General features: G+C 66.8%; 26 protein-coding genes. 1 reads left to right on the top strand and 25 read right to left on the bottom strand.

The annotated features are described in order from the left end of the window. Positions 1-107: 107 nt before the first annotated feature. From metK to pyrR, 12 genes are all read right to left on the bottom strand, one after another. The gene (gene metK / locus MRBLMD1_RS19965) at positions 108-1343 is read right to left on the bottom strand and encodes a methionine adenosyltransferase (RefSeq protein WP_159631923.1); all 1236 of its coding nucleotides are present in this window, start codon (positions 1341-1343) and stop codon (positions 108-110) included. A gap of 76 nt (positions 1344-1419) precedes the next feature. Next, complete coding sequence (gene coaBC, locus MRBLMD1_RS19960) at positions 1420-2658, bottom strand: bifunctional phosphopantothenoylcysteine decarboxylase/phosphopantothenate--cysteine ligase CoaBC (protein WP_159631922.1); 1239 nt, start codon at positions 2656-2658, stop codon at positions 1420-1422. 38 nt (positions 2659-2696) lie between these two features. Continuing rightward, positions 2697-2957: a DNA-directed RNA polymerase subunit omega gene (gene rpoZ, locus MRBLMD1_RS19955; protein WP_026264487.1), complete on the bottom strand. Its 261-nt coding sequence runs from the start codon at positions 2955-2957 to the stop codon at positions 2697-2699. Between the two features lie 15 nt (positions 2958-2972). Continuing rightward, complete coding sequence (gene gmk, locus MRBLMD1_RS19950; protein ID WP_159631921.1) at positions 2973-3566, bottom strand: guanylate kinase; 594 nt, start codon at positions 3564-3566, stop codon at positions 2973-2975. Between the two features lie 44 nt (positions 3567-3610). Beyond that, entirely contained in the window at positions 3611-3928 is a 318-nt protein-coding gene (mihF, locus tag MRBLMD1_RS19945; protein ID WP_201302514.1) for an integration host factor, actinobacterial type, read from the bottom strand. A gap of 110 nt (positions 3929-4038) precedes the next feature. Next, a complete protein-coding gene (gene pyrF / locus MRBLMD1_RS19940; protein WP_364402870.1) occupies positions 4039-4899 on the bottom strand; it encodes an orotidine-5'-phosphate decarboxylase in 861 nt (286 codons plus the stop codon). Beyond that, complete coding sequence (carB, locus tag MRBLMD1_RS19935; protein WP_364402867.1) at positions 4892-8206, bottom strand: carbamoyl-phosphate synthase large subunit; 3315 nt, start codon at positions 8204-8206, stop codon at positions 4892-4894. The genes pyrF and carB overlap by 8 nt, the downstream gene beginning before the upstream one ends. Beyond that, the gene (gene carA / locus MRBLMD1_RS19930) at positions 8206-9459 is read right to left on the bottom strand and encodes a glutamine-hydrolyzing carbamoyl-phosphate synthase small subunit (protein ID WP_307490609.1); all 1254 of its coding nucleotides are present in this window, start codon (positions 9457-9459) and stop codon (positions 8206-8208) included. Before carA ends, carB begins: the two co-directional genes overlap by 1 nt. Next, positions 9440-9958, bottom strand: a complete 519-nt coding sequence (locus MRBLMD1_RS19925; RefSeq protein WP_364402863.1) for a hypothetical protein — start codon at positions 9956-9958, stop codon at positions 9440-9442. Before MRBLMD1_RS19925 ends, carA begins: the two co-directional genes overlap by 20 nt. After that, the gene (locus MRBLMD1_RS19920; protein WP_364402860.1) at positions 9958-11298 is read right to left on the bottom strand and encodes a dihydroorotase; all 1341 of its coding nucleotides are present in this window, start codon (positions 11296-11298) and stop codon (positions 9958-9960) included. Before MRBLMD1_RS19920 ends, MRBLMD1_RS19925 begins: the two co-directional genes overlap by 1 nt. Next, positions 11298-12323 carry an aspartate carbamoyltransferase catalytic subunit gene (locus MRBLMD1_RS19915; protein ID WP_159631915.1) on the bottom strand — a complete coding sequence of 342 codons (1026 nt, stop codon included), beginning with the start codon at positions 12321-12323 and terminating at the stop codon, positions 11298-11300. The genes MRBLMD1_RS19920 and MRBLMD1_RS19915 overlap by 1 nt, the downstream gene beginning before the upstream one ends. Further along, positions 12320-12907 (bottom strand): bifunctional pyr operon transcriptional regulator/uracil phosphoribosyltransferase PyrR, encoded by a 588-nt coding sequence (gene pyrR, locus MRBLMD1_RS19910; RefSeq protein ID WP_141160350.1) that lies wholly within the window; start codon positions 12905-12907, stop codon positions 12320-12322. Before pyrR ends, MRBLMD1_RS19915 begins: the two co-directional genes overlap by 4 nt. A 179-nt stretch (positions 12908-13086) precedes the next feature. On the opposite strand from pyrR, the gene MRBLMD1_RS19905 reads away from it, so the two are divergent. Next, complete coding sequence (locus tag MRBLMD1_RS19905) at positions 13087-14364, top strand: PrsW family intramembrane metalloprotease (protein WP_364402857.1); 1278 nt, start codon at positions 13087-13089, stop codon at positions 14362-14364. 70 nt (positions 14365-14434) lie between these two features. On the opposite strand, the gene nusB is transcribed toward MRBLMD1_RS19905, so the two are convergent. The 13 genes from nusB to rpsD all read right to left on the bottom strand — a co-directional run bounded on the left by nusB (position 14435) and on the right by rpsD (position 26369). After that, positions 14435-14845, bottom strand: coding sequence for a transcription antitermination factor NusB (gene nusB / locus MRBLMD1_RS19900; protein ID WP_141160348.1), 411 nt, complete (start codon positions 14843-14845; stop codon positions 14435-14437). Continuing rightward, entirely contained in the window at positions 14845-15408 is a 564-nt protein-coding gene (gene efp / locus MRBLMD1_RS19895; RefSeq protein ID WP_141160347.1) for an elongation factor P, read from the bottom strand. Before efp ends, nusB begins: the two co-directional genes overlap by 1 nt. Positions 15409-15580: 172 nt before the next feature. Next, positions 15581-16099, bottom strand: a complete 519-nt coding sequence (locus tag MRBLMD1_RS19890) for a tetratricopeptide repeat protein (RefSeq protein WP_159631913.1) — start codon at positions 16097-16099, stop codon at positions 15581-15583. Continuing rightward, the gene (gene aroB / locus MRBLMD1_RS19885; protein ID WP_364402852.1) at positions 16099-17190 is read right to left on the bottom strand and encodes a 3-dehydroquinate synthase; all 1092 of its coding nucleotides are present in this window, start codon (positions 17188-17190) and stop codon (positions 16099-16101) included. The genes MRBLMD1_RS19890 and aroB overlap by 1 nt, the downstream gene beginning before the upstream one ends. Then, positions 17187-17756: a shikimate kinase gene (locus tag MRBLMD1_RS19880; protein WP_159631911.1), complete on the bottom strand. Its 570-nt coding sequence runs from the start codon at positions 17754-17756 to the stop codon at positions 17187-17189. Before MRBLMD1_RS19880 ends, aroB begins: the two co-directional genes overlap by 4 nt. Further along, positions 17756-18955, bottom strand: coding sequence for a chorismate synthase (aroC, locus tag MRBLMD1_RS19875; RefSeq protein ID WP_224027151.1), 1200 nt, complete (start codon positions 18953-18955; stop codon positions 17756-17758). The genes MRBLMD1_RS19880 and aroC overlap by 1 nt, the downstream gene beginning before the upstream one ends. Positions 18956-18978: 23 nt before the next feature. Next, positions 18979-19839 carry a shikimate dehydrogenase gene (locus tag MRBLMD1_RS19870; RefSeq protein ID WP_224026154.1) on the bottom strand — a complete coding sequence of 287 codons (861 nt, stop codon included), beginning with the start codon at positions 19837-19839 and terminating at the stop codon, positions 18979-18981. Beyond that, positions 19836-21566 carry an endolytic transglycosylase MltG gene (mltG, locus tag MRBLMD1_RS19865; protein ID WP_364402848.1) on the bottom strand — a complete coding sequence of 577 codons (1731 nt, stop codon included), beginning with the start codon at positions 21564-21566 and terminating at the stop codon, positions 19836-19838. The genes MRBLMD1_RS19870 and mltG overlap by 4 nt, the downstream gene beginning before the upstream one ends. Further along, positions 21563-22162, bottom strand: coding sequence for a Holliday junction resolvase RuvX (ruvX, locus tag MRBLMD1_RS19860; RefSeq protein ID WP_159631908.1), 600 nt, complete (start codon positions 22160-22162; stop codon positions 21563-21565). Before ruvX ends, mltG begins: the two co-directional genes overlap by 4 nt. 7 nt (positions 22163-22169) lie before the next feature. Continuing rightward, positions 22170-24848 (bottom strand): alanine--tRNA ligase, encoded by a 2679-nt coding sequence (gene alaS / locus MRBLMD1_RS19855; protein WP_159631907.1) that lies wholly within the window; start codon positions 24846-24848, stop codon positions 22170-22172. A gap of 126 nt (positions 24849-24974) precedes the next feature. Further along, the gene (locus MRBLMD1_RS19850; protein ID WP_224026156.1) at positions 24975-25205 is read right to left on the bottom strand and encodes a DUF6167 family protein; all 231 of its coding nucleotides are present in this window, start codon (positions 25203-25205) and stop codon (positions 24975-24977) included. A gap of 17 nt (positions 25206-25222) precedes the next feature. Then, on the bottom strand, positions 25223-25597 hold the full coding sequence (locus MRBLMD1_RS19845; RefSeq protein WP_141160339.1) for a DUF948 domain-containing protein: 375 nt from the start codon (positions 25595-25597) through the stop codon (positions 25223-25225). A gap of 145 nt (positions 25598-25742) precedes the next feature. Beyond that, positions 25743-26369 carry a 30S ribosomal protein S4 gene (gene rpsD / locus MRBLMD1_RS19840; RefSeq protein ID WP_009357431.1) on the bottom strand — a complete coding sequence of 209 codons (627 nt, stop codon included), beginning with the start codon at positions 26367-26369 and terminating at the stop codon, positions 25743-25745. Positions 26370-26508: the final 139 nt, after the last annotated feature.

Below are 26508 nucleotides of genomic sequence, written 5' to 3'. Positions count from 1 at the left end.
GCTGCCGGGTTGGACAGGGACAGCAAAACACGGGGCACTGACAGTGGGCTTCCAGCCTGCCCCAATGGGATTCCTGCCTGCGCCGTGGGACTGCAGCTGCAGCGCGGCTAGGCGTTGAAGAAAGCCTTTAAATCATCCACCCGGTCAAGGCGTTCCCACGTGAAGTCGGGTTCGTCGCGGCCGAAGTGCCCGTGGGCAGCCGTCTTGGCGTAGATGGGCCGCTTCAGGTCGAGGGCGTCGATGATCGCCCTCGGACGGAGATCGAAGATTTCCGCGATGGCTTCGCTGATGCGGGCCGGGTCCACGGTCTCGGTGCCGAACGTCTCCACGTAGGTTCCCACGGGCCGGGCCTGGCCGATGGCGTAGGCGATCTGGATCTCGGCACGCTTCGCCAGTCCTGCGGCCACCACGTTCTTGGCGACCCAGCGCATGGCGTATGCAGCGGAGCGGTCCACCTTGGACGGGTCCTTGCCGGAGAAGGCGCCGCCGCCGTGGCGGGCCATGCCGCCGTACGTGTCGACGATGATCTTGCGGCCGGTGAGGCCGGCGTCTCCCACGGGGCCGCCGATAACGAACTCACCCGCAGGGTTGAGGATGTTCGCGGTGCGGGAAATGTCCAGGTTGGCGGCGGCGAGGACCGGCTCAATGACGATGGCGGCGAGGTCGGCGCGCAGCTGCTCAAGGCTCGCACCCTCGGCGTGCTGGCTGGAGATCACCACGGTTTCAACGGATACCGGAACGTCTTTGTCGTAGCCCACGGTGACCTGGGTCTTGCCATCCGGGCGGAGGTAGGCCAGTTGACCCGTCTTCCGGACGTCGGTGAGGCGTTCGGAGAGCCGGTGGGCCAACCAGATGGGCGTGGGCATGTAGGAAGGGGTCTCGTCGCTGGCGTACCCGAACATCAGGCCCTGGTCGCCCGCACCCTGGAGGTCATAATCGTCTTCCTGGCGGCCTTCGCGGGCTTCCAGAGAGTTGAAAACGCCGCCGGCGATGTCATTCGACTGTTGGCCGATGGATACGGACACGCCGCAGCGGGCACCGTCAAAACCGTTGGCTGAAGAGTCGTAGCCGATGCCGAGGATGGTCTCGCGGACGATCTGCGGGATTTCGACGTAGGCGTCGGTGGTGACTTCGCCCGCCACGTGCACCAGGCCGGTGGTCGCCATGGTTTCCACGGCAACACGGGATTCGGGGTCGGCGGCCAGGAGCGCGTCCAGAATGGCGTCGCTGATCTGGTCACAGATCTTGTCCGGGTGGCCTTCGGTGACCGACTCGGACGTGAAGAGCCGGAGCGCGGAGGGCGTGGCCCCATGGGACTGGGGAAGGTGCAGCGGTAAAGTCACTCAACTACCTTACTGGTTGGAGCACGCCGGCCCTGCGGGAGATGTCTTCCCGCGAAGCAAACGTGGTGCGGAACACTCAGGTCCGGGGTGAAACCCGGTTCAGTTCAAAGCTGATGCGGGTAATGATGGCCTCGGCAACCTCAGTCTTGGTTCCCGACGCTTCCTGTGGTTCGGAGCCGGAGCGGGAGAGGATGACCACGGAGTTCGAGTCCTGCCCGAAGACCTTGTCCGTCCCCACGTGGTTGACCACCAGCAGGTCGCAGCCCTTCCGCTGCAGTTTTGCCTCCGCATACTCCAGGACGTCGCCCTCGCTGTCCCCGGTTTCCGCGGCGAAGCCGACGATGAGTTGCCCGGCTGCCGACGCAGCGGCATTGCGCTGTTCCACGAGCTCCTGCAGGATGTCCGGGTTGCGGAGAAGGGTGATGATGGGATCTGCGGTATCGTCCCGCTTTTTGATCTTGGTGTCCGAGACATCGGCCGGGCGGAAGTCGGCCACGGCGGCGGACATAATGACGACGTCGGAGTCCGCAGCGGCGTCCAGCGCAGCTTCCCGGAGCTGCAGGGCGGTCTCCACGCGGACCACCTCCACCCCGGCCGGGGGCGCAACGTCCATGTGGGCGGCCAGCAACCGCACGGTGGCGCCGGCGTTCCGGGCAGCGACCGCCAGGGCCACGCCCTGCTTGCCGGAAGAGCGGTTGCCCAGGAATCGTACGGGGTCCAGCGGTTCGCGGGTGCCGCCGGCGCTGATGGTTACGGTGCGGCCCGCAAGCGGCAGCTGGTAATCGGACTGTCCCTGGACCAGCGCCATGGCTGCGTCGAAGATCACCTGCGGTTCCGGGAGCCTGCCCGGGCCCGAGTCTGCGCCGGTCAACCTGCCGGAGGCCGGCTCCAGGACGGCGGCGCCGCGGCTGCGGAGCGTTTCGACGTTGGCGCGGGTTGCCGCGTGCTGCCACATTTCGGTGTGCATCGCGGGTGCGAACAGCACGGGCCCGTGCGCCATCAGCAGCGTGTTGGTCAGCAGGTCCCCTGCCTGGCCGGTGGCAGCTTTTGCCAGGAGGTCCGCCGTGGCCGGTGCCACAACCACCAGGTCTGCCTCATGGCCCAGGCGGACATGGTTGACCAGGTGCACGTCATCGAAAACGCTGTTGCTGACCGGGTTTCCGGACAGCGCCTCCCAGGTGGCGGTGCCGATGAAGCGGGTGGACGCCTCCGTGGGAATCACGGTGACGTCATGGCCGGCTTCAGTAAAAAGCCGGAGGAGCGATGCCACCTTATAGGCGGCAATCCCTCCCCCGACTCCGAGGACTATGCGCACGTGACCTCCGTCAACAGCAAGTCAGTTCAGCGGCAGGATTACTCTGCGGCTTCGATCGGCGTGGAAACCAGCTTGCCTTCGTTGATCTCGCGCAGTGCGATCGAGAGCGACTTTTCGTTCAACTTGGTGTCGACCAGGGGGCCGACGTATTCGAACAGGCCCTCGTGCAGCTGGGCGTAATAAGCGTTGATCTGACGAGCGCGCTTAGCACCGAAGATCACCAGGCCGTACTTGGAATCAGCTACCTTCAGCAGATCGTCGATCGGCGGGTTGATGATGCCTTCAAGGTTCGTGGACACGAATTCTCCAAATTCCTAGCGGGCTGACGGTTCCGGCAGGTGTGGATGCGGTGTCAGCCCCATGAGTGAAACAAGCTCGTCCGCTGCCCGGCGGACGTCGTCATTGATGACGGTATGGTCGAACTCCGGTTCAGCAGCAAGTTCCAGTTTAGCGGTTTCCAGGCGCCGCTGCTGTTCTTCGGGAGTTTCGGTGCCACGGCCCACCAGCCGGCGCACCATCTCGTCCCAGGTGGGCGGGGCCAGGAAGACGAACTGGGCGTCCGGAACGGCTGCCTTGACCTGGCGTGCACCCTGCAGATCGATCTCCAGCAGCACGGACCGGCCTTCCGCGATGGCCGCATTCACGGTGCTCTTCAGCGTGCCGTAAGTGTTCTGGCCGTGCACAACAGCCCACTCCAGGAGTTCACCCTCGGCAATGAGCTGCTCGAACTCCTCCTTGCTCTTGAAGAAGTAGTGGACACCGTCCACCTCGCCCGGCCGGGGCGCCCGGGTGGTGGCTGAGACGGAAAGCCAAACCTCCGGATAATTGTCCCGGATATAGGTGGACACGGTGCCTTTGCCAACAGCCGTCGGACCTGCGAGGACTGTCAGTCCAGGTTTCTTGCTCACGTATTCCTTTTGCCACGGTTGGGGAAGGGCAGGCGCCGCCTGCCTCAGTGCTCGTCTATAAAATCTACCAGCGCCCGGCGCTGGTGGACGCCCAGGCCCCGGACCCTGCGGGACGCTGCGATCCCCAGCTGCTGCATGATGGCTGCGGCACGCACCTTTCCGATGCCGGGCAGCGCTTCGAGCAGTTCAGAAACCCGCATGCGGGCCAGGGCGTCGTCCTCCAGCGCGGAGCTGATGATGTCCGCCGCCGACCTGTCGCCATTCCGGAGGCTTTCCTTGGCGGCGGCACGGGTTGCCCTGGCTGCTGCCGCCTTGCCCAGGGCGTCGGCCCGTTCAGACGCAGATAGAGGTCGCAGGACCATCACGGACACCCCCGAAGTCGGCGGATTCATCCAAGGGCGGCCGCCCTTGGACCTGTCCTGAAACTACCCTCTGGTGCAGCCTGAATCAATGCATCCGGACAATTGCAGGCCTATTCGCCCCGCAGTCCGTCCAGCGTCCGCAGCGCGGCCTCGCGCAGGCCCCGGGTTTCCGGTCCCGCCGACAGGATGTCGCGGCTGGACGTTCCCAGGACCAGCGGGTATGCAGCGCCGAAGGTGGCCCGCAGGTCAGCCGGTGTTGCCCCCTGGGCCCCGAGGCCAGGCGCCAGGATGGGGCCGCGGACCGCAGCAAGGTCCAGTCCCAGGTCTTCCAGGGCGCCGCCGACCGTAGCGCCGACCACCAGGCCAACGGAACCGAGGCTTCCGGGATACCGGGAGTTCTCCGCTGCCGCGGACTCCGTGATCCTGCGGGCCACGGAATCCCTTCCGCCGACGTGCTGGACGGAGGCGCCCTCGGGGTTGGACGTCAATGCCAGCACGAACACACCCCGCCCGGTTTCCGCCGCGAGGTCCAGCGCGGGGCGAAGGGACTCGAAGCCGAGATAGGGGCTCAGCGTGACGGAGTCCGCCGCGAGCGGAGACTCGTCGCGCAGCCACGCGTCCGCATAGGCGGCCATGGTGGATCCGATGTCGCCGCGCTTGGCGTCGGCGATGCTGAGCACGGATTCGTCCCGGGCCGTGGCCAGGACCTCCTCCAGCACCGCCATGCCGGCAGAACCGTGGCGTTCGTAAAGTGCCACCTGGGGCTTCACGGCGGCAGCGAGCGAAGCCACTGCCTCCAGGACCGTCAGCGAGAACCGCCGAAGCCCCGCGGCGTCGTCGTCCAGTCCCCAGCTCTTCAGCAGCGCCGGGTGGGGATCAATGCCAACGCAAAGGGGACCACGGGCGGCCATGGCCGCGCCGAGCCGGGAGCCAAAGGACTCCCGGCCGGCAGTGGCTGCCTGCTCAGGCATGCTGCAGGGCCGCCTTCTGCGAATCGGCCAGCGCTGCAGCGTGCTCCTGCAGGCTGGTGACAGACCACTCGTAGGTGCGCATGGCTTCGATGGCCTGGACGGCGGCGTTGAACTCGGCCACCGTGGTGATGCACGGAATGCCGATGGACGTTGCCGCGGCGCGGAGCTCGTAGCCGTCGCTGCGGGCTTCGCCGCCGGAGGGCGTGTTGAAGACCATGTCGATCTCGCCGGCCACGATGAGGTCGGCAATGGTGCCCTCCCCCTCGGCGCTGCTGCCCTCGGCAACCTTGCGCACCGGGGTGGCCTGGATGCCGTTGCGGCGCAGGACGTCGGCGGTCCCGCCGGTGGAGACGATCTCGAAGCCGAGGTCGGAGAGCCGCTTGACGCCCATGATCACGGAACGCTTGTCGCGGTTGGCCACGGAGACGAACACCTTGCCTTCGGTGGGCAGGGCGTTGTTGGCGCCGGCCTGGCTCTTGGCGAAGGCGGTGTCGAAGTGCTTGTCGATGCCCATGACTTCGCCGGTGGAGCGCATTTCCGGGCCGAGCAGGGAGTCCACCACCTTGCCTTCAAGGGTGCGGAACCGGCTGAACGGCAGCACTGCTTCCTTGACGGCCACGGGGGCGTCGAGCGGCAGGGTCGAGCCGTCACCGGTTTCCGGCAGCATCTTGTAGGCGCTGCGGAGCTGGTTGATGGTCACGCCGGTGCCGATGAGGGCAGCGGCCTTGGCCATCTGGACGCCGGTGGCCTTGGACACGAACGGCACGGTGCGCGAGGCGCGGGGGTTGGCTTCCAGGACGTACAGCACGTCCGAGGCCAGCGCGAACTGGATGTTGATCAGCCCGCGCACGCCCACGCCCTCGGCGATGGCACGGGTTGCCACCCGGACGCGCTCGATGACATTGCTGCCCAGCGTGATGGGCGGCAGGACGCAGGCGGAGTCGCCGGAGTGGATGCCGGCTTCCTCGATGTGCTCCATGATGCCGCCCAGGTACATGTCCGTGCCGTCGTAGAGGGCGTCGACGTCGATCTCGACGGCGTCCTCCAGGAACCGGTCGATCAGCACCGGGTGGTCCGGGGTGATCTCGGTGGCGTTGGCGATGTAGCGGGAGAGGTTGGGCTCGTCGTAGACGATTTCCATGCCGCGGCCCCCCAGCACGTAGGACGGGCGGACCAGGACGGGGTAGCCGATCTCGTCGGCGATCTTCTTGGCGTCCTCGAAGGAGACGGCGGTGCCGTTCTTGGGCGACACCAGGCCGGCCTTGTCCAGGACGCGGGAGAACGCGCCGCGGTGCTCGGCGAGGTCGATGGCCTCCGGTGAGGTGCCCAGGATCGGCACTCCGGCATCGGCGAGCTGCTGCGCGAGCTTCAGCGGGGTCTGGCCGCCGAGCTGGACGAAGACACCCATGACGCCGCCGGTGCGTTCCTCGGCCGCGATGACCTCCAGCACGTCCTCGAGCGTCAGCGGCTCGAAGTACAGGCGGGTGGAGACGTCGTAGTCGGTGGAGACGGTTTCCGGGTTGCAGTTGACCATGACGGTCTCGTAGCCGGCCTTGCGCAGCGCCATGGAGGCGTGGACGCAGGAGTAGTCGAACTCGATGCCCTGGCCGATGCGGTTGGGGCCGGAGCCGAGGATGATGATGGACGGCTTGGAGTGCAGCGCGACCTCGTCCTCCTCGTCGTAGGCCGAGTAGTGGTACGGCGTGTAGGCGGCGAACTCCGCGGCGCAGGTGTCCACGGTCTTGTAGACGGGGCGGATGCCCAGCGCCTGGCGGACCCCGCGGACCACTGCCTCGGAGTTGTGCGTCAGGGCGCCGATCTGCTCATCCGAGAAGCCGTGGCGCTTGGCGCGCTTAAGCATGTCGGCGGTCAAGGCGCCGGCCTGGCGGATTTCGTGGGAGATCTCATTGAGCAGCTGGAGCTGGTCCAGGAACCAGGGGTCGATCTTGGTGGCTTCGAAAAGCTGTTCCACGGTGGCGCCGCCCAGGAGGGCGCGCTGGACCTGGTGGAGGCGCTCCGTAGTGGGGCGCTTCGCCTTCTCGATGAGTTCGGCGACTTCCCATTCCGGGACGCTGCTGAAGTCCAGCTGCGAACCCTTCTGCTCCAGGGAGCGCAGGGCCTTCTGCAGGGCCTCGGTGAAGTTGCGGCCCATGGCCATGGCTTCGCCGACGGACTTCATGGTGGTGGTGAGGGTGTTGTCCGCCGCCGGGAACTTCTCGAAGGCAAACCGCGGGACCTTGACCACCACGTAGTCCAGGGTGGGTTCGAAGGACGCAGGGGTCTTCTGCGTGATGTCGTTGGGGATCTCGTCCAGGGTGTAGCCGAGCGAGAGCTTGGTGGCAATCTTGGCGATGGCGAAGCCGGTGGCCTTTGACGCCAGTGCCGAAGAACGGGAGACGCGCGGGTTCATCTCGATGACCACCACGCGGCCGGTGGCCGGGTCGATGGCGAACTGGATGTTGCAGCCGCCGGTGTCGACACCCACCTCGCGGATGACGGCGATGGCAACGTCGCGCAGCTTCTGGTACTCACGGTCGGTGAGGGTCAGTGCCGGGGCCACGGTGATGGAGTCACCGGTGTGCACACCCACGGGGTCGAAGTTCTCGATGGAGCAGACGACAACCACGTTGTCGTTCTTGTCCCGCATCATTTCGAGCTCGTATTCCTTCCAGCCCAGGATGCTCTCTTCGAGCAGCACCTCGCTGGTGGGGCTGTACTGCAGGCCCTGGCCGACGATGCGGCGCAGGTCATCCTCGTTGTAGGCCAAGCCGGAGCCCAGGCCGCCCATGGTGAAGGACGGGCGCACCACCATGGGGTAGCCCAGGTCCACGGCCGCCGTGAGGGCCTCGTCCATGCTGTGGATGATGTGGCTTCGGGCGGATTCGGCGCCGCAGCGCTCCACGACGCCCTTGAACTTCTCGCGGTCCTCGCCGAGCTCGATCGCGGCGATGTTGGCGCCGATCAGTTCCACGTTGTACTTCTCCAGCACACCGTTCTTGTCCAGGGCGATGGCGGTGTTCAGCGCGGTCTGACCGCCCAGGGTGGGCAGCACGGCGTCGGGACGTTCCTTGGCGATGATCTTCTCCACCACCTCGGGGGTGATGGGCTCAACGTAGGTGGCGTCGGCGAACTCGGGGTCGGTCATGATGGTGGCCGGGTTGGAGTTCACGAGGATGACGCGGAGGCCTTCCTCCTTGAGGACCCGCAGTGCCTGGGTGCCGGAGTAGTCGAACTCGGCGGCCTGGCCGATGACGATCGGGCCGGAACCAATGACGAGGACGCTTTTGAGATCTGTACGTTTCGGCATTACTTCTTGTCCTCAGTCTTGTTGTCGGTGGCGGTCTTGGTGTCAGCGTTCTTGGCGTCGCCCATGAGGTCGATGAACCGGTCGAACAGGTAGGCGGCGTCGTGGGGGCCGGCCGCAGCCTCGGGGTGGTACTGGACGGAGAAGGCCGGGATGTCCAGGCAGGCGAGGCCTTCCACGACGTCGTCGTTCAGGCTGATGTGGCTGACTTCCACCCGGCCGTAGCGTGCCTCCGGAGCCTGGGTGGCGCCGTCGAGCGGGGCGTCCACGGCGAAGCCGTGGTTCTGGGAGGTTATTTCCACCTTGCCGGTGCGGCGGTCCATCACGGGCTGGTTGATGCCGCGGTGGCCGTAGCGGAGCTTGTAGGTGCCGAAGCCCAGGGCCCGGCCCAGGATCTGGTTGCCGAAGCAGATGCCGAAGTAGGGCAGCTTCTCATCCAGGACGGAGCGCAGGAGCTTCACCTGGGCGTCGGCCGTGGCGGGGTCGCCCGGGCCGTTGGACATGAAGAAGCCGTCCGGGTTGACGGCATTGACATCCTCCAGGGTGGCGGTGGCAGGCAGTACGTGGACGCGGACGCCGCGCTCGGCGAACCGTACCGGGGTCATGGCCTTGATGCCGAGGTCGATCGCCGCGATGCTGAAGCGGGGTTCGCCCTCCCAGCCGTGGTCCTTCGGTTCCACCACGTAGGCTTCGTCGACGCTGACTTCCTCGGCCAGGCGCGAACCCTCCATGGGGGCGCTGGCCAGGACGGCGTCGAGCAGCTCCTTGTCGGTGCCCTGCGCCGCCTCGCCGGAGAAGATGCCGGCGCGCATGGTCTTGTGCTCACGCAGGTGCCGGGTGATGGCGCGGGTGTCCACACCCTGGATGCCGACGATGCCCTGGGCCACCAGTTCCTCATCCAGCGACCGCTCGGAACGCCAGTTGGAGGGCCGGCGCGCTGCGTCGCGGACAATGTAGCCGGCCACCCAGATGCGCCGGGACTCGGCGTCGTCATCATTCACGCCGGTGTTGCCGATGTGCGGGGCGGTCTGGACCACCAGCTGCCGGGCGTAGGACGGGTCGGTGATGGTTTCCTGGTAGCCGGTCATGCCGGTGGCGAAGACGGCCTCGCCCAGGGCGGTGCCGGTGGCGCCGTAGCTGGTGCCGCGGAAAATGCGCCCGTCTTCGAGAACCAGCGCAGCCGGGGCTGACACAGGAGCGGAGGTGGTTGCTGTCAATGTATTCGCTTTCACTGTCTTACTTTCCACTGGTGGCACCAGCCGCTGGGGCTGACGAAATCAATTCCTGAAGGGCCTGGTACAGCACGTCCTTGTCCGCGGCGCGGCGGGTCCGGAAGCCGGTGTCCAGTTCATGCTTGCCGTGCGTCCACGCGATCACCAGCAGGCCGTCCTTTTCCACGAACTTCCCTGCCATGCCGCTGTCCTGCCGGACGCCGGTGAGGGACGCCGCCGGGATATACAGGGCAGGAGCGCCGGAGCGTTCATAGAGGACGCCGTGGGGGTAGACCGCTAGGGTCGAGTTGGTGCGGATGCCCAGCCCGTGCACCGCGATCCGGTCCAGCCAGTCACCGGCCGTCGTGGTGGCCACGTACTGCCCCTCGGCGGCGGCTGTCGGCTCGCCGGGGGCTGTGGGCACCTGGGGAAGCTGTTCGACGTCGGACTGGCGCCTCAGGCGGTTGCGCCACCCCACGGCGATGAGGACAAACACGACGCCGGCCACCGCCAGCATGGCAAGTCCGGGAAGGATCTTGTCCATCAGGCAACGCCTGCCGGTGTTGCGGCGGCATCCGGGTGCGGGCTGTTGAGGGCGCCGTCCAGGACGGTGGGGTGTCCCCTGAAGAAGGTGGCCACCACCTTGCCGGGCAGTTCGCGGCCCTTGAAGGGCGAGTTGCGGCCCATGGTGGCCATGGTGAAGGGATCAACCGTCCACCGCGCCTCCGGGTCCACCAGGATCAGGTTGGCGGGTTCGCCTGCCTCGATAGGGCGGCCCTGGTCAGCCAGGCGGCCGATCTTTGCGGCTGCGGTGGAGGTGACCCTGGCGAAGTCCGCCCAGGTCATCAGGCCGGTCTCGATCATGGCGTGCTGGACCACGGACAGAGCCGTTTCCAGCCCGGTCATGCCCATGGCAGCCTGCGCCCACTCGCATTCCTTGTGCTCGCTGGGGTGGGGTGCGTGGTCGGTGCCCACAACGTCGATCGTGCCGTCTGCCAGGCCTGCGCGCAATGCCTGGACATCGGCGTCGGTGCGCAGGGGCGGGTTGACCTTGAAGACGGGGTCGTAGCTGCGCACGAGGTCGTCGGTCAGCAGCAGGTGGTGCGGCGTGACTTCGGCCGTGACGTCGATGCCGCGTTCCTTGGCCCAGCGGATGATTTCCACCGAACCGGCCGTGGACACGTGGCACACGTGCAGGCGGGAGCCGACGTGCTGGGCCAGGAGGACGTCGCGGGCGATGATGCTTTCCTCGGCCACGGCTGGCCAGCCGGTGAGGCCGAGGACGGCGGAGACGTCGCCCTCGTTCATCTGGGCCCCGGCGGTCAGGCGGGGTTCCTGCGCGTGCTGGGCCACCACGCCGTCGAACGCTTTGACGTATTCCAGCGCGCGGCGCATCAGCACGGGGTCGTGGACGCAGATGCCGTCGTCGGAGAACATGCGCACCCGGGCGCGGGAATCGGCCATGGCGCCCAGCTCAGCCAGCTGCTCCCCCGCCAGGCCAACGGTGACGGCGCCCACCGGGCGCACGTCCACCCATCCGGCGGCGCGGCCCAGCGTGTAGACCTGTTCCACCACACCCGCGGTGTCGGCGACGGGCGTGCTGTTGGCCATCGCGTGGACCGCGGTGTAACCGCCCAGCGCCGCGGCACGCGTTCCGGTTTCCACGGTTTCGGCATCTTCACGGCCGGGTTCGCGGAGGTGCGTGTGGACGTCAACCATGCCGGGCAGGGCCACCAGGCCGGCGGCGTCGATGACGGTGGCACCGTCAGCGGAGAGCCCGTGGCCGATCTCGGCGATGATGCCGTCGCGGACCAGCAGGTCCGTGGGGTCGCCGCCCAGGATGGCGGCGCCCTGGATGAGGTACGTTCCGGTGTTGCCTGCCATCAGTTGCTCTCCTTGGTGGACAGGGCGGCGGCGTAGGCCGGCGCCCGGGTTGCGGCTGGTTCCCGGGTGTCCCCGGAGAGCAGCAGGTACAGTGCAGCCATCCGCACGGACACGCCATTGCGGACCTGGGCAAGGACGGTGGAGCGGGGTGAATCCGCGGCGGCTGCGCTGATCTCCAGGCCACGGTTCATGGGGCCCGGGTGCATGATGATGGTGTCCGTCATGCCGAGGTCATCGAGGGCCCGGAGCCGGTTGTCGTCGAAGCCCCAGCGGCGCGAGTATTCTCGGGTGCTCGGGAAGAACGATGCATTCATGCGTTCGCCCTGGACCCGGAGCATCATGACGGCGTCAACGCCGTTTGCGAGGGTTTGGTCCAGGTCGTAGCTGACGCTGCAGGGCCATTTGTCGACGCCGACCGGCAGCAGGGTGGGGGGCGCCACCAGTGTGACCTCCGCGCCAAGGGTACGGAGCAGCCACACGTTCGAACGCGCCACGCGGGAGTGCAGGACATCGCCTGCGATGGCGACCCGCATGCCTTTGAGGTCCGTACCCTGGGAATCGGTCCCGGCCAGGCGGGCCCAGTGCCGGCGCATGGTGAAGGCATCGAGGAGGGCCTGGGTGGGGTGCTCATGGGTGCCGTCGCCGGCGTTGATGACGGCGGCGTCGATCCAGTCGGTGGCAGCCAGCCGGTGCGGCGCGCCGGAAGCCCAGTGCCTGATGACGACGGCGTCCGCCCCCATGGCGGACAGGGTCTGGGCAGTGTCCTTGAGGGACTCGCCCTTGGAAACGGACGATCCCTTGGCGGCGAAGTTGATGACGTCCGCCGACAGCCGCTTGGCCGCGGCTTCGAAGGAGATGCGGGTGCGGGTGGAGTCCTCGAAGAAGAGGTTGACGACCGTGCGGCCGCGCAATGCCGGAAGCTTTTTCACTTCCCGCTCCCCCACGGCCGACATTTCCTCGGCGGTGTCCAGGATGCGGATGGCGTTCGAAAGGCTGAGGTCCCCGGTGGACAGGAGGTGTTTCATGCGCCACCCTCAATCACGACTTCGTTGACGGGCGCTCCGGCGTCGGACGTGTCCGTTTCCTCCAGCCGGACCCGGACCTTCTCGGCTGAGGAGGTGGGCAGGTTCTTGCCTACATGGTCTGCGCGTATGGGAAGTTCGCGGTGGCCCCGGTCAATCAGGACCGCGAGCCGGACAATACGGGGGCGGCCGAGGTCGACGAGGGCGTCAAGGGCGGCGCGGATGGTGCGGCCCGAGTACAGGACGTCGTCGATCAGCACCACTACTTTGTTGTCGATGCCGGTGCGGGGCAGCCTGGTGGGGTACGGCGGCCGGGTCCCTTGGTGGGACAGGTCGTCACGGAACATGGTGACGTCCAGCTGGCCCACAATGGCAGCGGCGTCAACGGTGTTGTCCGCGGCGGCGATCTTTTCGGCCAGCCGGACAGCCAGCGGGTAACCGCGGCGGGGAATGCCCAACAGGACCAAGTCCCGGGATCCCTTGTTGGCTTCGAGGATCTCGTGGGCGATACGAGTGAGGGCCCGGTCAATGTCCGCCTGGCTGAGGACAACCCTGGCTGGAACCGGTGCGCTGGTGACAGATGTCAACGCTCGTCTCCCCTTTCCCCGCCTCACAGGACGGAATTAAAAAAGGAATGTTTGCTGTTCAAAATTACCACACGGTCTCTGCCGGGCCGGCGCCCGGACAACGCGGCGCTGATCACATTCCAGCGGCCCTGGAGGCCGGGTCCTTTGTGGTGCGGCAGCACCCGCTTAGGCTTTCGGGTATGCCGACGTACCCGCAGCAGCCTCCTTCCGGCCTCCCCGACGACCACTACCGCGGCGGCTACCGTCCGCTGCCCCAGCAGGCCAACCCCAGCTGGATGGGCCATGTGCAGCCGGAACACTACCGGGCTGCCCCGGGCCACCAGGGCCAGCCGCTGGCCGTGATGGTGCCGGCCCAGGCCCAGGGGACGGTGCTGCATGCGACGCGGGCCCGTGGAGGGCTGGTGGGGTTGTCGGTTGCCGGCGGCGTGCTCGCTTTCCTGAGCCTTTTCCTGGTGGTGCCGTTCCTTTTGTCCAACACGGGCGCCGCCGGATTCCTGATCGGTTTCCTGGCGTCCCTGGTTCCGCTGGCTGTGGTCCTGACGGCGGTCCACATCATCGACAGGTGGGAGCCGGAGCCGAAACGCCTGCTGTTCTTCGCCTTTACGTGGGGCGCGGCGGTGTCCGTGGCGGTCACCCTGCTGATCCAGCCGTTTTTCGTCATCGCATTCCAGTTCACCGACCAGCCTGACCTGCAGACCTATATGGCAACGGTGCAGGCGCCCATCGTGGAGGAATTCGCCAAGTCCCTTGGCCTGCTGATCCTCCTGCTCGCGGCGCGGCGGCATTTCGACGGCCCCGTGGACGGCGTGGTGTTTGCCTTCACCATCGCCGGCGGGTTCGCGTTCACCGAGAACATCCTCTATTTCGGCCGGGCCATTGCGGAGTCGGCGTCACCGGCCAGTGACTTTGCGCAGGTCTTCTTCCTCCGCGGAGTCATGTCCCCGTTCGCGCATGCCATCTTCACCGGCACCACCGGACTTGTCATGGGCTTCGCCGCACGGCGCTGGCAAACCGGCGCGTCCATTGGCGCCTTCTTCGTGGGACTGCTGCCGGCCATGTTCCTGCACAACAGGTGGAACAGCATGGGCCAGGGCTTCCTGCTGGACTACATCGTGGTCCAGGTGCCGATCTTCGTCCTGGCCGTGGGCGGCATCATCTTCCTGCGGGTGGCCGAAAAGAGGCTGACGCGCCAGCGGCTGATGGAGTACTCGGCGGCGGGCTGGTTCACCCCGGCCGAGGTCCAGTTGCTGGCCACGTTGGGCGGCCGGCGGACTGCCCTGGCCTGGGCTGCGAACTCCGGCCGGAAGCCGCAGATGAAGCAGTTCATGAAAGCCGCCACCCAGCTTGCCAATACCCGGCAGCGCATCCTCAGCGGGCGGGACGTGCCGCTCCACCAGGCCGAGGAGCGGCAGCAGCTGCAGCGGATCCTCGCCCTGCGCGCGGCCGTGGCCGGCTGAACCTGCACCCGTGGGAACGCGAAAGGGCCCCGCCTGTGGCGGGGCCCTTTCGCGTTGTCCTGCGGGGAGGCTAGGCGAGCAGCGAAGGCTTCAGCTGCTGCAGCCGGCCCAAAAGGCCATTGATGAACTGCGGAGACTCGTCCGTTGACAGTGTCTTGGCCAGCGCAACAGCCTCGCTGACCGCCACGCCATCGGGGACGTCGTCGTTGTACAGGAGCTCCCAGGTGCCGATGCGCAGGATGATGCGGTCCACGGACGGCATGCGCTCCAGGGTCCAGCCCTGCGAGTACGTCTCCAGGAACTCATCGATGGCGGCCTGCTGGGACACTACCCCTTCGACAATTTCCAAGGTGTAGGGGTTGACCACCTGGTCGGTCTTTTCCCGGCGTGCGCGAAGCACGTCGAACGCCGAAACAGAGCGCTGCTCCGCTTCGAAAAGAACATCCAGTGCCCTGCTGCGGGCTTTACCGCGGGCGCTCACTACTCAGAAACCCGGCCCAGGTAGCTGCCGTCGCGGGTGTCCACCTTGACCTTGGTGTTGTTCTCGATGAACAGCGGGACCTGGATTTCGTAACCGGTCTCCAGGGTGGCGGGCTTGGTGCCTGCGGAGGAGCGGTCGCCCTGCAGGCCCGGCTCCGTGTAGGTGATTTCCAGGACAACGCTCGGCGGCAGTTCGATGTAGAGGGGGTTGCCGTCGTGGATGGCGATGTTGACCATCTGGTTCTCGAGCATGAAGTTGGTGGCGTCACCAACGGTGGCGCCGGACACGGTGATCTGGTCGTAGTCCGAGGTGTCCATGAAGACGAAGTCTGCGCCGTCCTGGTACAGGTACTGGTAATCGCGGCGGTCAACGGTTGCCGTTTCGATCTTGAGCCCGGCGTTGAACGTCTTGTCGACAACCTTGCCGGACATCACGTTGCGCATCTTGGTCCGGACAAAGGCGCCGCCCTTGCCGGGCTTGACGTGCTGGAATTCGATGACGTTCCAGAGCTGGCCCTCGAGCTTCAGGACCGTTCCGTTCTTAATGTCGTTAGTGGTTGCCACTGGTTTCCTCTGGTTTCTTTGTCTGGCCGCGTGGTCAGATGCTGTATGCCGGGCGGGCACGCCACAACGGCCCGCCTGCACGTGTTTGTCAAAAATCGCGTGGATGCAAAAATTCCACAACCATTCTACCGGTAAATCCCGGGCAGCCTTTCCGCGGCCACCGGGCCCCGGATCAGCAGGCCAGGTCCAGGACGTCCCGGGCGCGCTGCAGGGCCACCGTGGAGGAGTAGATCTGGGCGGCATCGGCGGACTGCGCCACCCGCAGGTCAAGTGCCTTGGAGAAGGATTCAACGGCCGCGGAGGTGTGCCCGGCCGCATACTGCGTCCGTCCCAGGTATTGCAGGGCCAGCGCTTCCCGGGAGGTGCCATGCACCTCCGCCACAAGCTGGCGGAACAGTTCGATGGCGCGGTCCATCCGGTGGGAGACGCTCAGCACCTCGGCCTCGAAAACGCGCAGCCGGAACGATTCCGGGTCCTTGAAGCGGGCTTCGGCCAGCAGTTCGGCGGCGTCGGACGCGTGGCCCTCAACCAGCAGCACGAAAATCGGGTCTGCGGGATCGGTGGAGGCGGCCAAGGCGTCGCGGACAGCGTCCTCATTCACGATCTGCGGCCGCAGGGTGTCCGGGTTGATCCGGATACCCGGGAACCCTGCCTCGGGCCAGTCTCCGGTGCCGCTCATGTCGCCCTTCATCAGGAAGCAATTTCCTGGTAGGCCGCAAACAGCAGCGACGTGTCCGGGACGTCGAGGATTCCCGGCTTGGCGATGCCGTCCAGGACAACGAAGCGCAGCAGGTCCCCACGGGACTTCTTGTCGCGGCGCATCCCGTCCAGCAGGCCCTGCCACCGGTCCCGCCGGTAGGTGACCGGAAGCCCAAGCCCGTCCAGGATGCTCCGGTGCCGGTCGGCGTCGGTATCGCTGAGCCGCCCCACGCTGCGGGCAAGTTCCGCCGCGAACATCATGCCCACGGAGACCGCGGCCCCGTGCCGCCAGGAGTAGCGTTCCACCAGTTCGATGGCGTGGCCCAGGGTGTGGCCGTAGTTCAGGATTTCCCGCAGCCCGGACTCTTTGAGGTCCTCGGAGACCACTTTGGCTTTGACGGCGATAGCCCGCTCGATCAGCTCGCGGAGCGCGTCGGAGCGGGGGTCCACCACTGCGACGGGGTCCTTTTCCACCAGGTCAAGGATGGCGGGATCGGCGATGAAACCGCACTTGATGACCTCGGCCAGGCCTGAAATGATTTCGTTCTTCGGCAGGGTGTCCAGGGTGTCCAGGTCCGCCAGGACGGCGGCGGGCGGGTGGAAGGAGCCTACGAGGTTCTTTCCTTCGGCGGTGTTGATGCCGGTCTTGCCGCCCACGGAGGCGTCCACCATGCCCAGCAGGCTGGTGGGCATGTGGATGACCTTGACTCCGCGCAGCCAGGTGGCGGCGACGAAGCCTGCGAGATCGGTCACTGCTCCCCCGCCCACGGCGACAATGGCATCCGAACGGGTGAAATCGTTCTGGCCAAGGACCTGCCAGCAGAAGGCGGCCACCTGGATGTGCTTGCCTTCTTCAGCGTCCGGGATTTCGGCGGTGAGGGACGTGAAGCCGGCGGCTGCGAGTTCGTCGCGGACGGTGTCACCGGTGAGGCGCAGGGCGCGGGGGTGGATCACCAGGACCCGGCGGACCCGCTCTCCGAGCAGCCCGGGAAGGTCACCAAGCAGGCCGCGCCCGACGACGACGCCGTAGTTGTTGCCGGCACCTTCGCCGGTGACGTTGATGACTGTTGATTGCGTGTTCACTTTTCAACTTCCTGTTTGGCAGCTGCGTGGTTCCGCAGTGCTGCTTCCAGCCGGCCGCCAAGCTCGGGTACCGAGCCGTGGCGGACGTCCAGGGTGATGTCGGCCAGCCTCTCGTAGACCGGCCTGCGGGTGGCGAACATTGCTGTCCAGCGGCCCATGGCGTCGCCGGCGAGGAGCGGGCGGCCGGAGTTCCGGGCGATCCTGTCCGCCACGGTATCGGCGTCGCACTCCAGGTAGACAACCGTGCAGCGGCTGATCAGCTGCTGCGTGCCCGAGTCGAGCACCGCACCGCCGCCCAGCGAAATGACGGTCAGGGTCCCTTCGGCTTCCTCCACGGCGTCAGCGACGGTGCGGGCTTCGATCTCCCGGAACGCGTGCTCGCCGCGCCCCGCGAAGATATCGGCGATGGAGCCGTGGCCGGCGACGATGACCGCGTCAGTGTCAATGAACCGGGCCCCCAGCTGCTGCGCGAGCTGCTGGCCGATGGCCGATTTGCCTACCGCCATGGGGCCGATGAGCACTATCGGCCGGCCGCCGAGGGGTGCGGGACTGCTGCGGTGGAGCACTACTGGCCGATCGAGTCCAGGGATGCCGGGATGTTGTCCAGGTAACCCTTGATGTTGCGCGCGGTTTCCGCCACTGAGTCACCGCCGAACTTTTCGATGACGGCCTCGGCGAGGACCAGGGCCACCATGGCCTCGGCCACCACGCCGGCGGCCGGTACTGCACAGACGTCCGAACGCTGGTGGTGTGCCTTGGCCGGTTCGCCGGTGCTGACGTCGATGGTCCGCAGGGCGCGCGGAACCGTGGCGATGGGCTTCATGGCTGCGCGGACGCGGAGGACATCACCGATGCTCATGCCGCCTTCGATGCCGCCGGCACGGTTGCTGGCGCGGACAATCCGGCCGTCACCGTCGCGGACGATTTCGTCGTGGGCGGCGGAGCCGCGGCGGGCAGCGGTCAGGAAGCCGTCACCGACCTCCACGCCCTTGATGGCCTGGATGCCCATGAGTGCCGCGGCCAGCCTGGCGTCGAGCCGGCGGTCCCAGTGCACGTAGCTGCCCAGTCCGGGCGGGAGTCCGTATGCCAGGACCTCCACTACGCCGCCTAGGGTTTCGCCTTCCTTGTGCGCAGCGTCCACCTCGGCCACCATGGCGTCGGAGGTTTCGCGGTCGAAGCAGCGCAAGGGGTCTGTGTCCAGGGCAATGACGTCGCCGGGCACGGGCAGCGGGCGGCCTTCGGGCACCGTCACGCTGGCAATGGACACGGTGTGGCTGACAAGTTCGATGCCGAGGTGCTTGAGGAACTGCGCGGCCACCGTGCCCAGCGCCACGCGGGTGGCGGTTTCGCGGGCGCTTGCACGCTCCAGCACGGGACGGGCCTCATCGAAGCCGTATTTCTGCATGCCCGTGAAATCGGCATGGCCCGGGCGGGGGCGTGTCAGGGGTGCGTTGCGTGCCTGGTCGGCGAGGAGTTCGGGGTCCACGGGGTCGGCGGACATGATCTGCTCCCACTTGGGCCATTCGGTGTTCGCCACCTGGATGGCGACGGGACCGCCCTGGGTCAGGCCGTGGCGGACGCCGCCAAGGATAGTGACCACGTCCTGTTCGAACTTCATCCGAGCGCCGCGTCCGTAGCCAAGCCGGCGGCGGGCCAGGGAGTCTGCGATGTGTCCGCCGGTGATTTCAACACCGGCGGGGACGCCTTCAATAATTCCCATCAGAGCCGGGCCATGGGATTCACCGGCAGTCAACCAACGCATAATTTCCATCCTGCCACGTAGGGCGGTCACAACGCCCGTCGGGCAAGGCCGACTGCGTCACACATCACATCTATGACAGGTGCGTTAACGTCTTCCCCGCGGCGGGTGAAGAGCCGCACCTGTTCCACGGCCTGGTACAGCAGCATCTCCAGGCCTGGCACTACGGCGCCCCCGCCGGCCTGCCACACCGAGGCGATGAGGCTGGGCCACGGATCGTAGGCAACGTCCAGCAGGACGCCGGGCGTCCTGGTCTTCAGCGCCGCAATTTCGGCGGCGAGTCCATCTGCGGCGCGGGGCGGCAGGGTGGAAATGACGACGTCGGCATCCGCCGTGGGGCGGGCCGCACCCACCATCGGGCGCACCTCAAGGGCCACGCCCAGGCTGTCCGCCGCGGAGCGGACGTCTGCTGTCCGCGACGCATCACGGACAAAGACCTGCACGCTGCCGGTGCCCAGTTCCTTCAGGGCCGCGACCGCGGATGCCGCTGTTCCGCCGCCGCCCAGGATGACGGCGGACGGTGCTGCCCGGGTACCGGCGTGGCGCAGGGCGTTGACGATGCCGGTCACGTCCGTATTGGAGCCCACAGTCTTCACTCCGCCGGCGGATTCCTCGAAAGTGACAGTGTTCACCACTCCGAGGGTGCGTGCCACGCCCCGCACTTCGTCCACCTCGCCGAGCATGGCCGTCTTCAGCGGCATGGTCACCGAGAGCCCGCGCCAGCCCGGCTGGTTCCGGATCTGGCGCATGAAGGACGGCAGCAAGGCCTCCGTGACGTCGATGGCCGTGTAGCTGATGCCCGCACCCAGCCGCTCATAGGCGGACAGGTGCAGCGCCGGGGACTTCGAGTGGCTGATCGGGTGGCCCAGGACGGCAGCCCGCAGGCTCATGTGCAGCGGCCCGCGTTGGCCTGGCACCACGCGTTGTACTGCTCCACGTAGGCGTTGTGTTCGGCCAGTGTCTTGGCGAACTTCGTCTCCTTGGTGTCCAGGTTGATGGTCACCCAGTACAGGTAGTCATTCGCCTTCGGCCGGGCGGCCGCATCAATGGCGGTCTTGCCGGGTGAGCCGATGGGTCCTGGCGGCAATCCGGGATTCGCGTAGGTGTTGTACGGGTTGGACTTGTCCTGCCGCTGCTCATCCGTGAAGTTGAAGCTTCGGGTACCAAGGCCATACGTGACGGCAGAGTCAACCTGCAGGAAGCCGCCGGTCTGGTCGTTGGGCTTGAGGCGGTTGTAGATGGCGCCGGCCACGTCGCCGTAGTCGGCCTGCCCACCCTCGGCCTGGACGATGCTTGCCACAATGACGGCCTCATACTGCTTGGCAGGGTCCGTGATGCCCTGCGATACCAGTTCGTCGGTGGTGGCCTTGACCAAGGCCTGCAGGATGTCCTTGGCTTGCGTGCCCAGCGGGAAGCGGTACTCGCCGGGGGCCAGGTAGCCTTCAAGGTTCTTGGCGTTGGCGGGCAGGCCGAACTGAGCTGGTTGGTTGCTGAGCGCCTGCAGCGTTTGCATTGACACTCCGGAGCCCTCCGAAATTGCCTGCAGGGACTCGTTGACCCGCAGGCCCGCGCTCAGGGCGAAGTAGATGACTTTGGTCTTGTCCTTGCCGAGCAGCACATTGACGGCGTCCGCGTTTTTCATCTCGGTCTTGAAGGTGTAGTCCCCCGGTGACAGGGTCCCGCCGGAGGCGTGGAACGCCTGCATGAATGTATCCGCGTTGGCGACCACGCGCTGGTTTTCCAGCTCGGTGGCGACAGAGCGAGTCCCTTCACCGCTGGCGACGGTCACCTGGACCTCACCCGATCCGGGGCCGGGGAAATCCGAGGGCTTGCCGCTGCCCAGGAGGGGTTTGAGGAACTGGGCGCCCACGGCGACCGCCGTTACGAAGACAGCGAGGGTCAGGAACAGGGCCAGCAGCCTGCGGCGGCGCCGGACCTTTTTGGACGGCCGCACTACCTGGGCGGCCGATGAGCCTGGCAGCAGTTCGTGGCCTGCGTCCTGGTGCGGGACGTCCGCGTGGGGGTCCTCGTGGTATCCGGCGGAGTGGTACGCATGGTCGTCGTGCACGCCTTCCTGGTGGCCGTGCACGACGGCCTCGTGGTGCAGGTCCGCCTCGTGCGCGTCGAAGTGGTGGTTGTCCAGTGGGTGCGAAACGTCGTCGCGGTGCGCGGGGTCCTCGAAGTCCGCCCCGGCATGGTGGACGTCGTCCGGATGGTACCCGACGGCGTCCGGGGCGGCGTGGTGCGCAGCGTCCTCGTGCCCGGGGACGGCGTCGTGGTGCTGGAGAGGGGCCGGCACACCGGGGCCGGCATCGTTGCCGAAGGAACCGGGCGCAGGCTGGTCTTCCTGGATGGACGGCGGTGTCTCCGGAACAGCCGGAACGTCTCCGGCGGCGGGGAGCGGAGCGAAGGTGGATTCGGCCGCGGGAGACGCGGCCGCGGGAGGAGCTGCGGGCGGCGGCGGGACGTCACCGGTTTCGTAGGCCTGCTCGGGTACGGCGTCGTGGCCTCCGGTGTTGAGGCTCTTCTCCCGGGCCCGCAGTTCCTTGCGGGTCAGCGGCCTCGCGGCCCCGGGGTCCAGCGGACCGGAGGTGTCGTCAATGTTGGCAGGGCTCACTGTTGCCTTCCATTATGTGAAGATTGGGCCGTGTCTGCGGGCATGGCGCGGACGGGCTGGTCCGCCCCACCGGCCCCCAGGTCCACGGACGGGGATGGCGCTGTCACGCGTGAGCCGACATCCGCTCCCCTGGCTTTCTGCATGTCGATGGCGTGCTGGAGAATCCCCGCCGCCGCGACCTGATCAACTACTTTACGGTGGTCCCTGCTGCTCATGCCAGCTTCGTGCAGGTTGCGGTGGGCCGAGACACTGCTGAGGCGTTCGTCCACCAGGTTGACCGGGACTGCCAGGCCGCGGGCGGCGAGCTCGGCCGCCAGGAGCAGGGCGTAGTCCGTGGCCATCCTCGCCGAGGAGTGTTCCTCGCCCTTCATGGTCCGCGGCAGGCCAACGATGACCTGCACGGCTCCCAACTCCTCCGCCAGTTTGGCGATGACGCGTACGTCGGAGTTTTTCCTGGCATTCCGGTCGAGGGTTTTGTAGGGCGTGGCCAGGATGGAGTCCCGGTCGCAGATGGCCACCCCTACGCGGACGGTGCCGACGTCCACCCCCAGTTTCACGCCCTGGGGGTAGCCGCCGGCAGCAACAGCATCCGTCATGGCTGGGTTATCGCCCCGCAATGGCGTCGACGACGGCGGTCAGGGCAGCGCCGACCTTACCGGCATCGGTACCGCCACCCTGGGCAACATCGTCCTTGCCGCCGCCTCCGCCGCCGAGCACGCCGGCAGCGACGCGCACCAGGGCACCGGCCTTGACGCCGGCCTCCCTGGCCGCTTCGTTGGTGGCGACCAGGATCAGCGGGCGGTCGTTGGCGACGCCTGCCACGGCAACCGCGGCAGCCGTGGAGCCGAGGCGGTTGCGCAGGTCAAGGGCCAGGCCGCGGAGGTCGTCGGCACCGCTGACGGTTCCCGCATCGTGGGCCACCACCCGGACGCCGGCGGCATCCTTGGCGGTGTCAACCAGCTGCGCGGCAACAGCGGTCAGTTGTTCCTTGCGGAGCCGGTCTAGTTCCTTCTCGGTAGCCTTCAGCTTGGCAAGGGTGGCGGAGATCCTGTCGGCGAGCTGGCCGGAGGGCACCTTCAGCAGGTCCGTCAGCTCGGTGACCAGCGCACGCTCCGCCGCGAGGTGGCGGAACGCTTCCATGCCGACAAAGGCTTCCACGCGCCGGTTGCCTGAACCCACGGACTGTTCGCCCAGGAGGGACAGGCTGCCGATCAGCGAGGTGTTGGCGACGTGGGTGCCGCCGCACAGTTCGCGGGACCAGGCGCCGTCGATTTCCACGACGCGCACTTCGCTGCCGTAGTTCTCGCCGAAGAGGGCCATGGCGCCCATGGCCTTGGCTTCGGCCAGGCCCATGATCTTCGTTTCCACGGAGTAGTTGTTGCGGATCGCGAGGTTGGAAACCTCTTCGATCTCGGACCGTGTGGCTGTGCTCAGGCCCTCGCCCCAGGCAAAGTCGAAGCGCAGGTAGCCGGCCTTGTTGAAGGAACCGCGCTGGGTAGCTTCCGGGCCAAGGATCTGGTGCAGGGCGGCGTGGACGATGTGCGTTCCGGTGTGGGCCTGCTCGGCGGCATGGCGGCGTTCACGGTCGACGGCGGCGCGTACCAGCGAGTCGGCGCCGATTTCGCCCTCGCGGACAATCGCCTTGTGCACGCTCAGGCCCTTGATGGGGCGCTGGACGTCGAGGACCTCGACGACGAAGCCGTCGCCGGTGATCAAGCCCGTGTCCGCGGCCTGGCCGCCGGCCTCGGCGTAGAACGGGGTTTCCGCGAGGACGAGTTCAATCTCGTCTCCGGTGGCTGCCTGCTGCACCTGGCGGCCGGCGCTGAGCAGGCCGCGGACGCGCGACTCGCCTTCGAGCTCGGTGTAGCCGGTGAAGACGGTCTCGCCTTGGCCCAGGAGTTCCTGGAAGACGCTGACGTCCGCGTGGCCGCCCTTCTTGCCCTTGGCATCGGCCTGGGCGCGCTGGCGCTGTTCCTGCATCAGGCTGCGGAAAGCCGCCTCATCCACTTTCAGCCCGGCTTCTTCGGCCATTTCGAGGGTGAGGTCGATGGGGAAGCCGTAGGTGTCGTGCAGCGCGAAGGCGTCCTCGCCGGACAGCGGCTTGTTGGCTGCCTTGGATTCCTTGACGGCGTCCTCGAGCCGGGCCGTGCCGGAGGCGATGGTGCGCAGGAAGGCCTTCTCCTCGGCATAAGCGATGCGGCTGATCCGGTCAAAGTCGGTGGCCACCACGGGGTACACGCCCTTCATGGCGTCGCGTGAGGCGGGCAGCAGGTCAGGCAGGCAGGCCTGTTCGACGCCGAGCAGGCGCATGGAGCGGACGGCCCGGCGGATCAGGCGGCGCAGGACGTAGCCGCGGCCCTCGTTGGAGGGGGTCACGCCGTCGGAGATCAGCATCAGGGCCGACCGGACGTGGTCCGCTACGACGCGCATGCGGACGTCGTCCGTGTGGTGGGGATCGTCCTCGGACTCGGCGGAGGTGTACTCCTTGCCGGAGAGTTCCGCGGCTTTGTCGATCACCGGACGGACCTGGTCGGTCTCGTACATGTTCTCGACGCCCTGCAGGATCATCGCGAGGCGTTCCATGCCCAGGCCGGTATCGATGTTCTTCTTGGGCAGCTCACCGACGATGTCGAAGTCGACCTTGGAGCGGACGTTTTCGATCTGGTACTGCATGAACACGAGGTTCCAGATCTCGATGTAGCGCGTCTCGTCAGCCAGCGGTCCGCCTTCGATGCCGTAGGCCGGTCCGCGGTCATAGTAGATCTCGGAGCAGGGACCGGCCGGCCCGGGCTGGCCCGTCGACCAGTAGTTGTCCGACTTGCCCATGCGCTGGATGCGCTCAGCGGGCACGCCGGTGTTTTTCAGCCACAACTCCTCGGCTTCGTCGTCCTCCTCGTAGACCGTCACCCACAGCTTCTCGGGCGGAAGTCCGTACCCGCCGTCGTCAACGCTCTTGGTGAGCAGCTCCCAGGCGAACTTGATGGCGTCTTCCTTGAAGTAGTCGCCGAAGGAGAAATTGCCGCACATCTGGAAGAACGTGCCGTGGCGGGCAGTCTTGCCCACTTCCTCGATGTCGCCGGTGCGGATGCACTTCTGGACGCTGGTGGCGCGGGAGTAGGGCGCTTCCTCGCGGGCGGTGAGGTAGGGAATGAACGGGACCATGCCGGCCACCGTGAACAGCAGCGAGGGGTCGCTGGAGACCAGCGACGCGGAGGGAACCGCGGTGTGCCCCTTGCTGACAAAAAAGTCCACCCAGCGCTTTGTGATCTCCTGCGACTTCATGAGCTGTTTTCTTACCCTTCTTGGTCCGCGCCGAGGGGTGGCACGGGTATTTCGTTCAAGTGGCGGTTCCCTCAACGGGGACCTGCCGGTTGTTGGCTGGCTGCCTGCTGGAAGCCCCTGAGGGCCTTAGCGGCGGACCACTTCAGCGGACTCGATGCCCAGGGCGGTCCTCAGGTCGGTTTCCCGTTCATGCATCCCTGCGCGGACGGCGTCGGCGAAGTCGTAAACTCCGTCGGCCAGCCGTCCCACGGTGCGGTTGAGGCCCTCCGGCCCGAGGCTGGACTGGGCCTGGCTCACTTTTCGGAAGGCAATGACGCCAATGGCCACGCCGATTCCCATCCAGACAATTCTTTTCATGTTTGTTCTTTTCGAATCTAGCGGCTGCGGCGCCCGGCGGCGGGCTTCCGGCGGTTGGCGAAGGCGCTGCGGACGCCGTAGCTGAAGGCGGCAACCTTGATGAGCGGGGAACCAACCGTTGCGGCCACCAGCGAGGACAGCGCTGAGATGTTGGCGGACGCATCCGAGACGTTCGACGAGATACCGTCAACCTTCTTCAGCTGCTGGTTGGTGGTGGAAACGGTGGCCGTGACCTCGTCCATCAAAGGGGTGGCGCCGTCGCTGAGGGACCTGATGGTGGTCCGCACCTCATCGAAGACTTTTCCCAGCTTCAGGATGGGCACCGCAAGCAGCAGGACCAGGAGCGCGAACACCCCGGCAGCGATCAGGCCGGCAATATCGCCACCAGACATAGACGTTCATCTCCTCGAAATTCCGTGGGTGGGTCCCATCCTGCAGGCGCCCGGAGGGGGCGCCGCGCAGATGTCCCCCAAGTACCTTACATACAAAGAAGCCCGCGGCGCTTGCCACGGGCTTCTTTGGGTACGCTGCTGGGATTTAGCGTGCGTAGAATTCGACGACGAGCTGCTCTTCGCAGGTCACCGGGATTTCGGAACGCTTGGGGCGGCGCACCAGGCGGGCCTGGAGGGCTTCCAGCTTGACGTCCAGGTAGGCCGGAACGGCAGGCAGGACGTCGCGGTGGGCACCGGCAGCGGCAACCTGGAGCGGAACCATGGTTTCGCTGCGGCTGTGGACGTGGACCAGCTGGCCCTCGCCGACGCGGAACGACGGGCGGTCAACGCGGACGCCGTCAACCATGATGTGGCGGTGCACAACCAGCTGGCGGGCCTGGGCGATGGTGCGGGCGAAGCCGGCACGCAGGACCAGGGCGTCAAGGCGCATTTCGAGCAGTTCGATGAGGTTCTCACCGGTCAGGCCCTTGGTGCGGCGGGCTTCTTCGAAGGCACGGGTCATCTGTGCTTCGCGGATGCCGTACTGGGCGCGCAGGCGCTGCTTTTCGCGCAGACGTACGGCGTAGTCGGAGTCCTGCTTCTTGCGGGCACGGCCATGCTCACCGGGGCCGTACGGGCGGCGCTCCATGTACTTGGCGGCCTTGGGGGTCAGAGCAATGCCGAGGGACCGCGAGAGGCGGGCCTGACGGCGAGCACGAGTGTTGTTAGCCACTTGTGTCCTTCCAATATCTGCGGTGTGTCAGTGTTACTGGCCTCCACGATGGAGAGCATCGGCCAACCGCTGCCTTTTGCTACTGGGCGCAGGGCATAACCTTGCCAACCTGAATTGGGGAGATTGTGCGTCCGCGCCT

This window comes from Pseudarthrobacter sp. LMD1-1-1.1, from assembly GCF_040676255.1.
GTDB lineage: Bacteria > Actinomycetota > Actinomycetes > Actinomycetales > Micrococcaceae > Arthrobacter.
The sequence above is the reverse complement of the archived record's forward strand: the minus strand, read 5'-3'. Positions and strand labels throughout refer to the sequence as shown.

Coding starts and splice junctions, on each gene's coding strand:
- mihF (WP_201302514.1), bottom strand. CDS start 3,928: ATGGTCCTGCGACCTCTATCTGCGTCTGAACGGGCCGACGCCCTGGGC.
- pyrF (WP_364402870.1), bottom strand. CDS start 4,899: ATGCCTGAGCAGGCAGCCACTGCCGGCCGGGAGTCCTTTGGCTCCCGG.
- carB (WP_364402867.1), bottom strand. CDS start 8,206: ATGCCGAAACGTACAGATCTCAAAAGCGTCCTCGTCATTGGTTCCGGC.
- MRBLMD1_RS19925 (WP_364402863.1), bottom strand. CDS start 9,958: ATGGACAAGATCCTTCCCGGACTTGCCATGCTGGCGGTGGCCGGCGTC.
- MRBLMD1_RS19920 (WP_364402860.1), bottom strand. CDS start 11,298: ATGGCAGGCAACACCGGAACGTACCTCATCCAGGGCGCCGCCATCCTG.
- MRBLMD1_RS19915 (WP_159631915.1), bottom strand. CDS start 12,323: ATGAAACACCTCCTGTCCACCGGGGACCTCAGCCTTTCGAACGCCATC.
- MRBLMD1_RS19905 (WP_364402857.1), top strand. CDS start 13,087: ATGCCGACGTACCCGCAGCAGCCTCCTTCCGGCCTCCCCGACGACCAC.
- MRBLMD1_RS19890 (WP_159631913.1), bottom strand. CDS start 16,099: ATGAAGGGCGACATGAGCGGCACCGGAGACTGGCCCGAGGCAGGGTTC.
- MRBLMD1_RS19870 (WP_224026154.1), bottom strand. CDS start 19,839: ATGAGCCTGCGGGCTGCCGTCCTGGGCCACCCGATCAGCCACTCGAAG.
- ruvX (WP_159631908.1), bottom strand. CDS start 22,162: ATGACGGATGCTGTTGCTGCCGGCGGCTACCCCCAGGGCGTGAAACTG.
- alaS (WP_159631907.1), bottom strand. CDS start 24,848: ATGAAGTCGCAGGAGATCACAAAGCGCTGGGTGGACTTTTTTGTCAGC.
- MRBLMD1_RS19850 (WP_224026156.1), bottom strand. CDS start 25,205: ATGAAAAGAATTGTCTGGATGGGAATCGGCGTGGCCATTGGCGTCATT.
- MRBLMD1_RS19845 (WP_141160339.1), bottom strand. CDS start 25,597: ATGTCTGGTGGCGATATTGCCGGCCTGATCGCTGCCGGGGTGTTCGCG.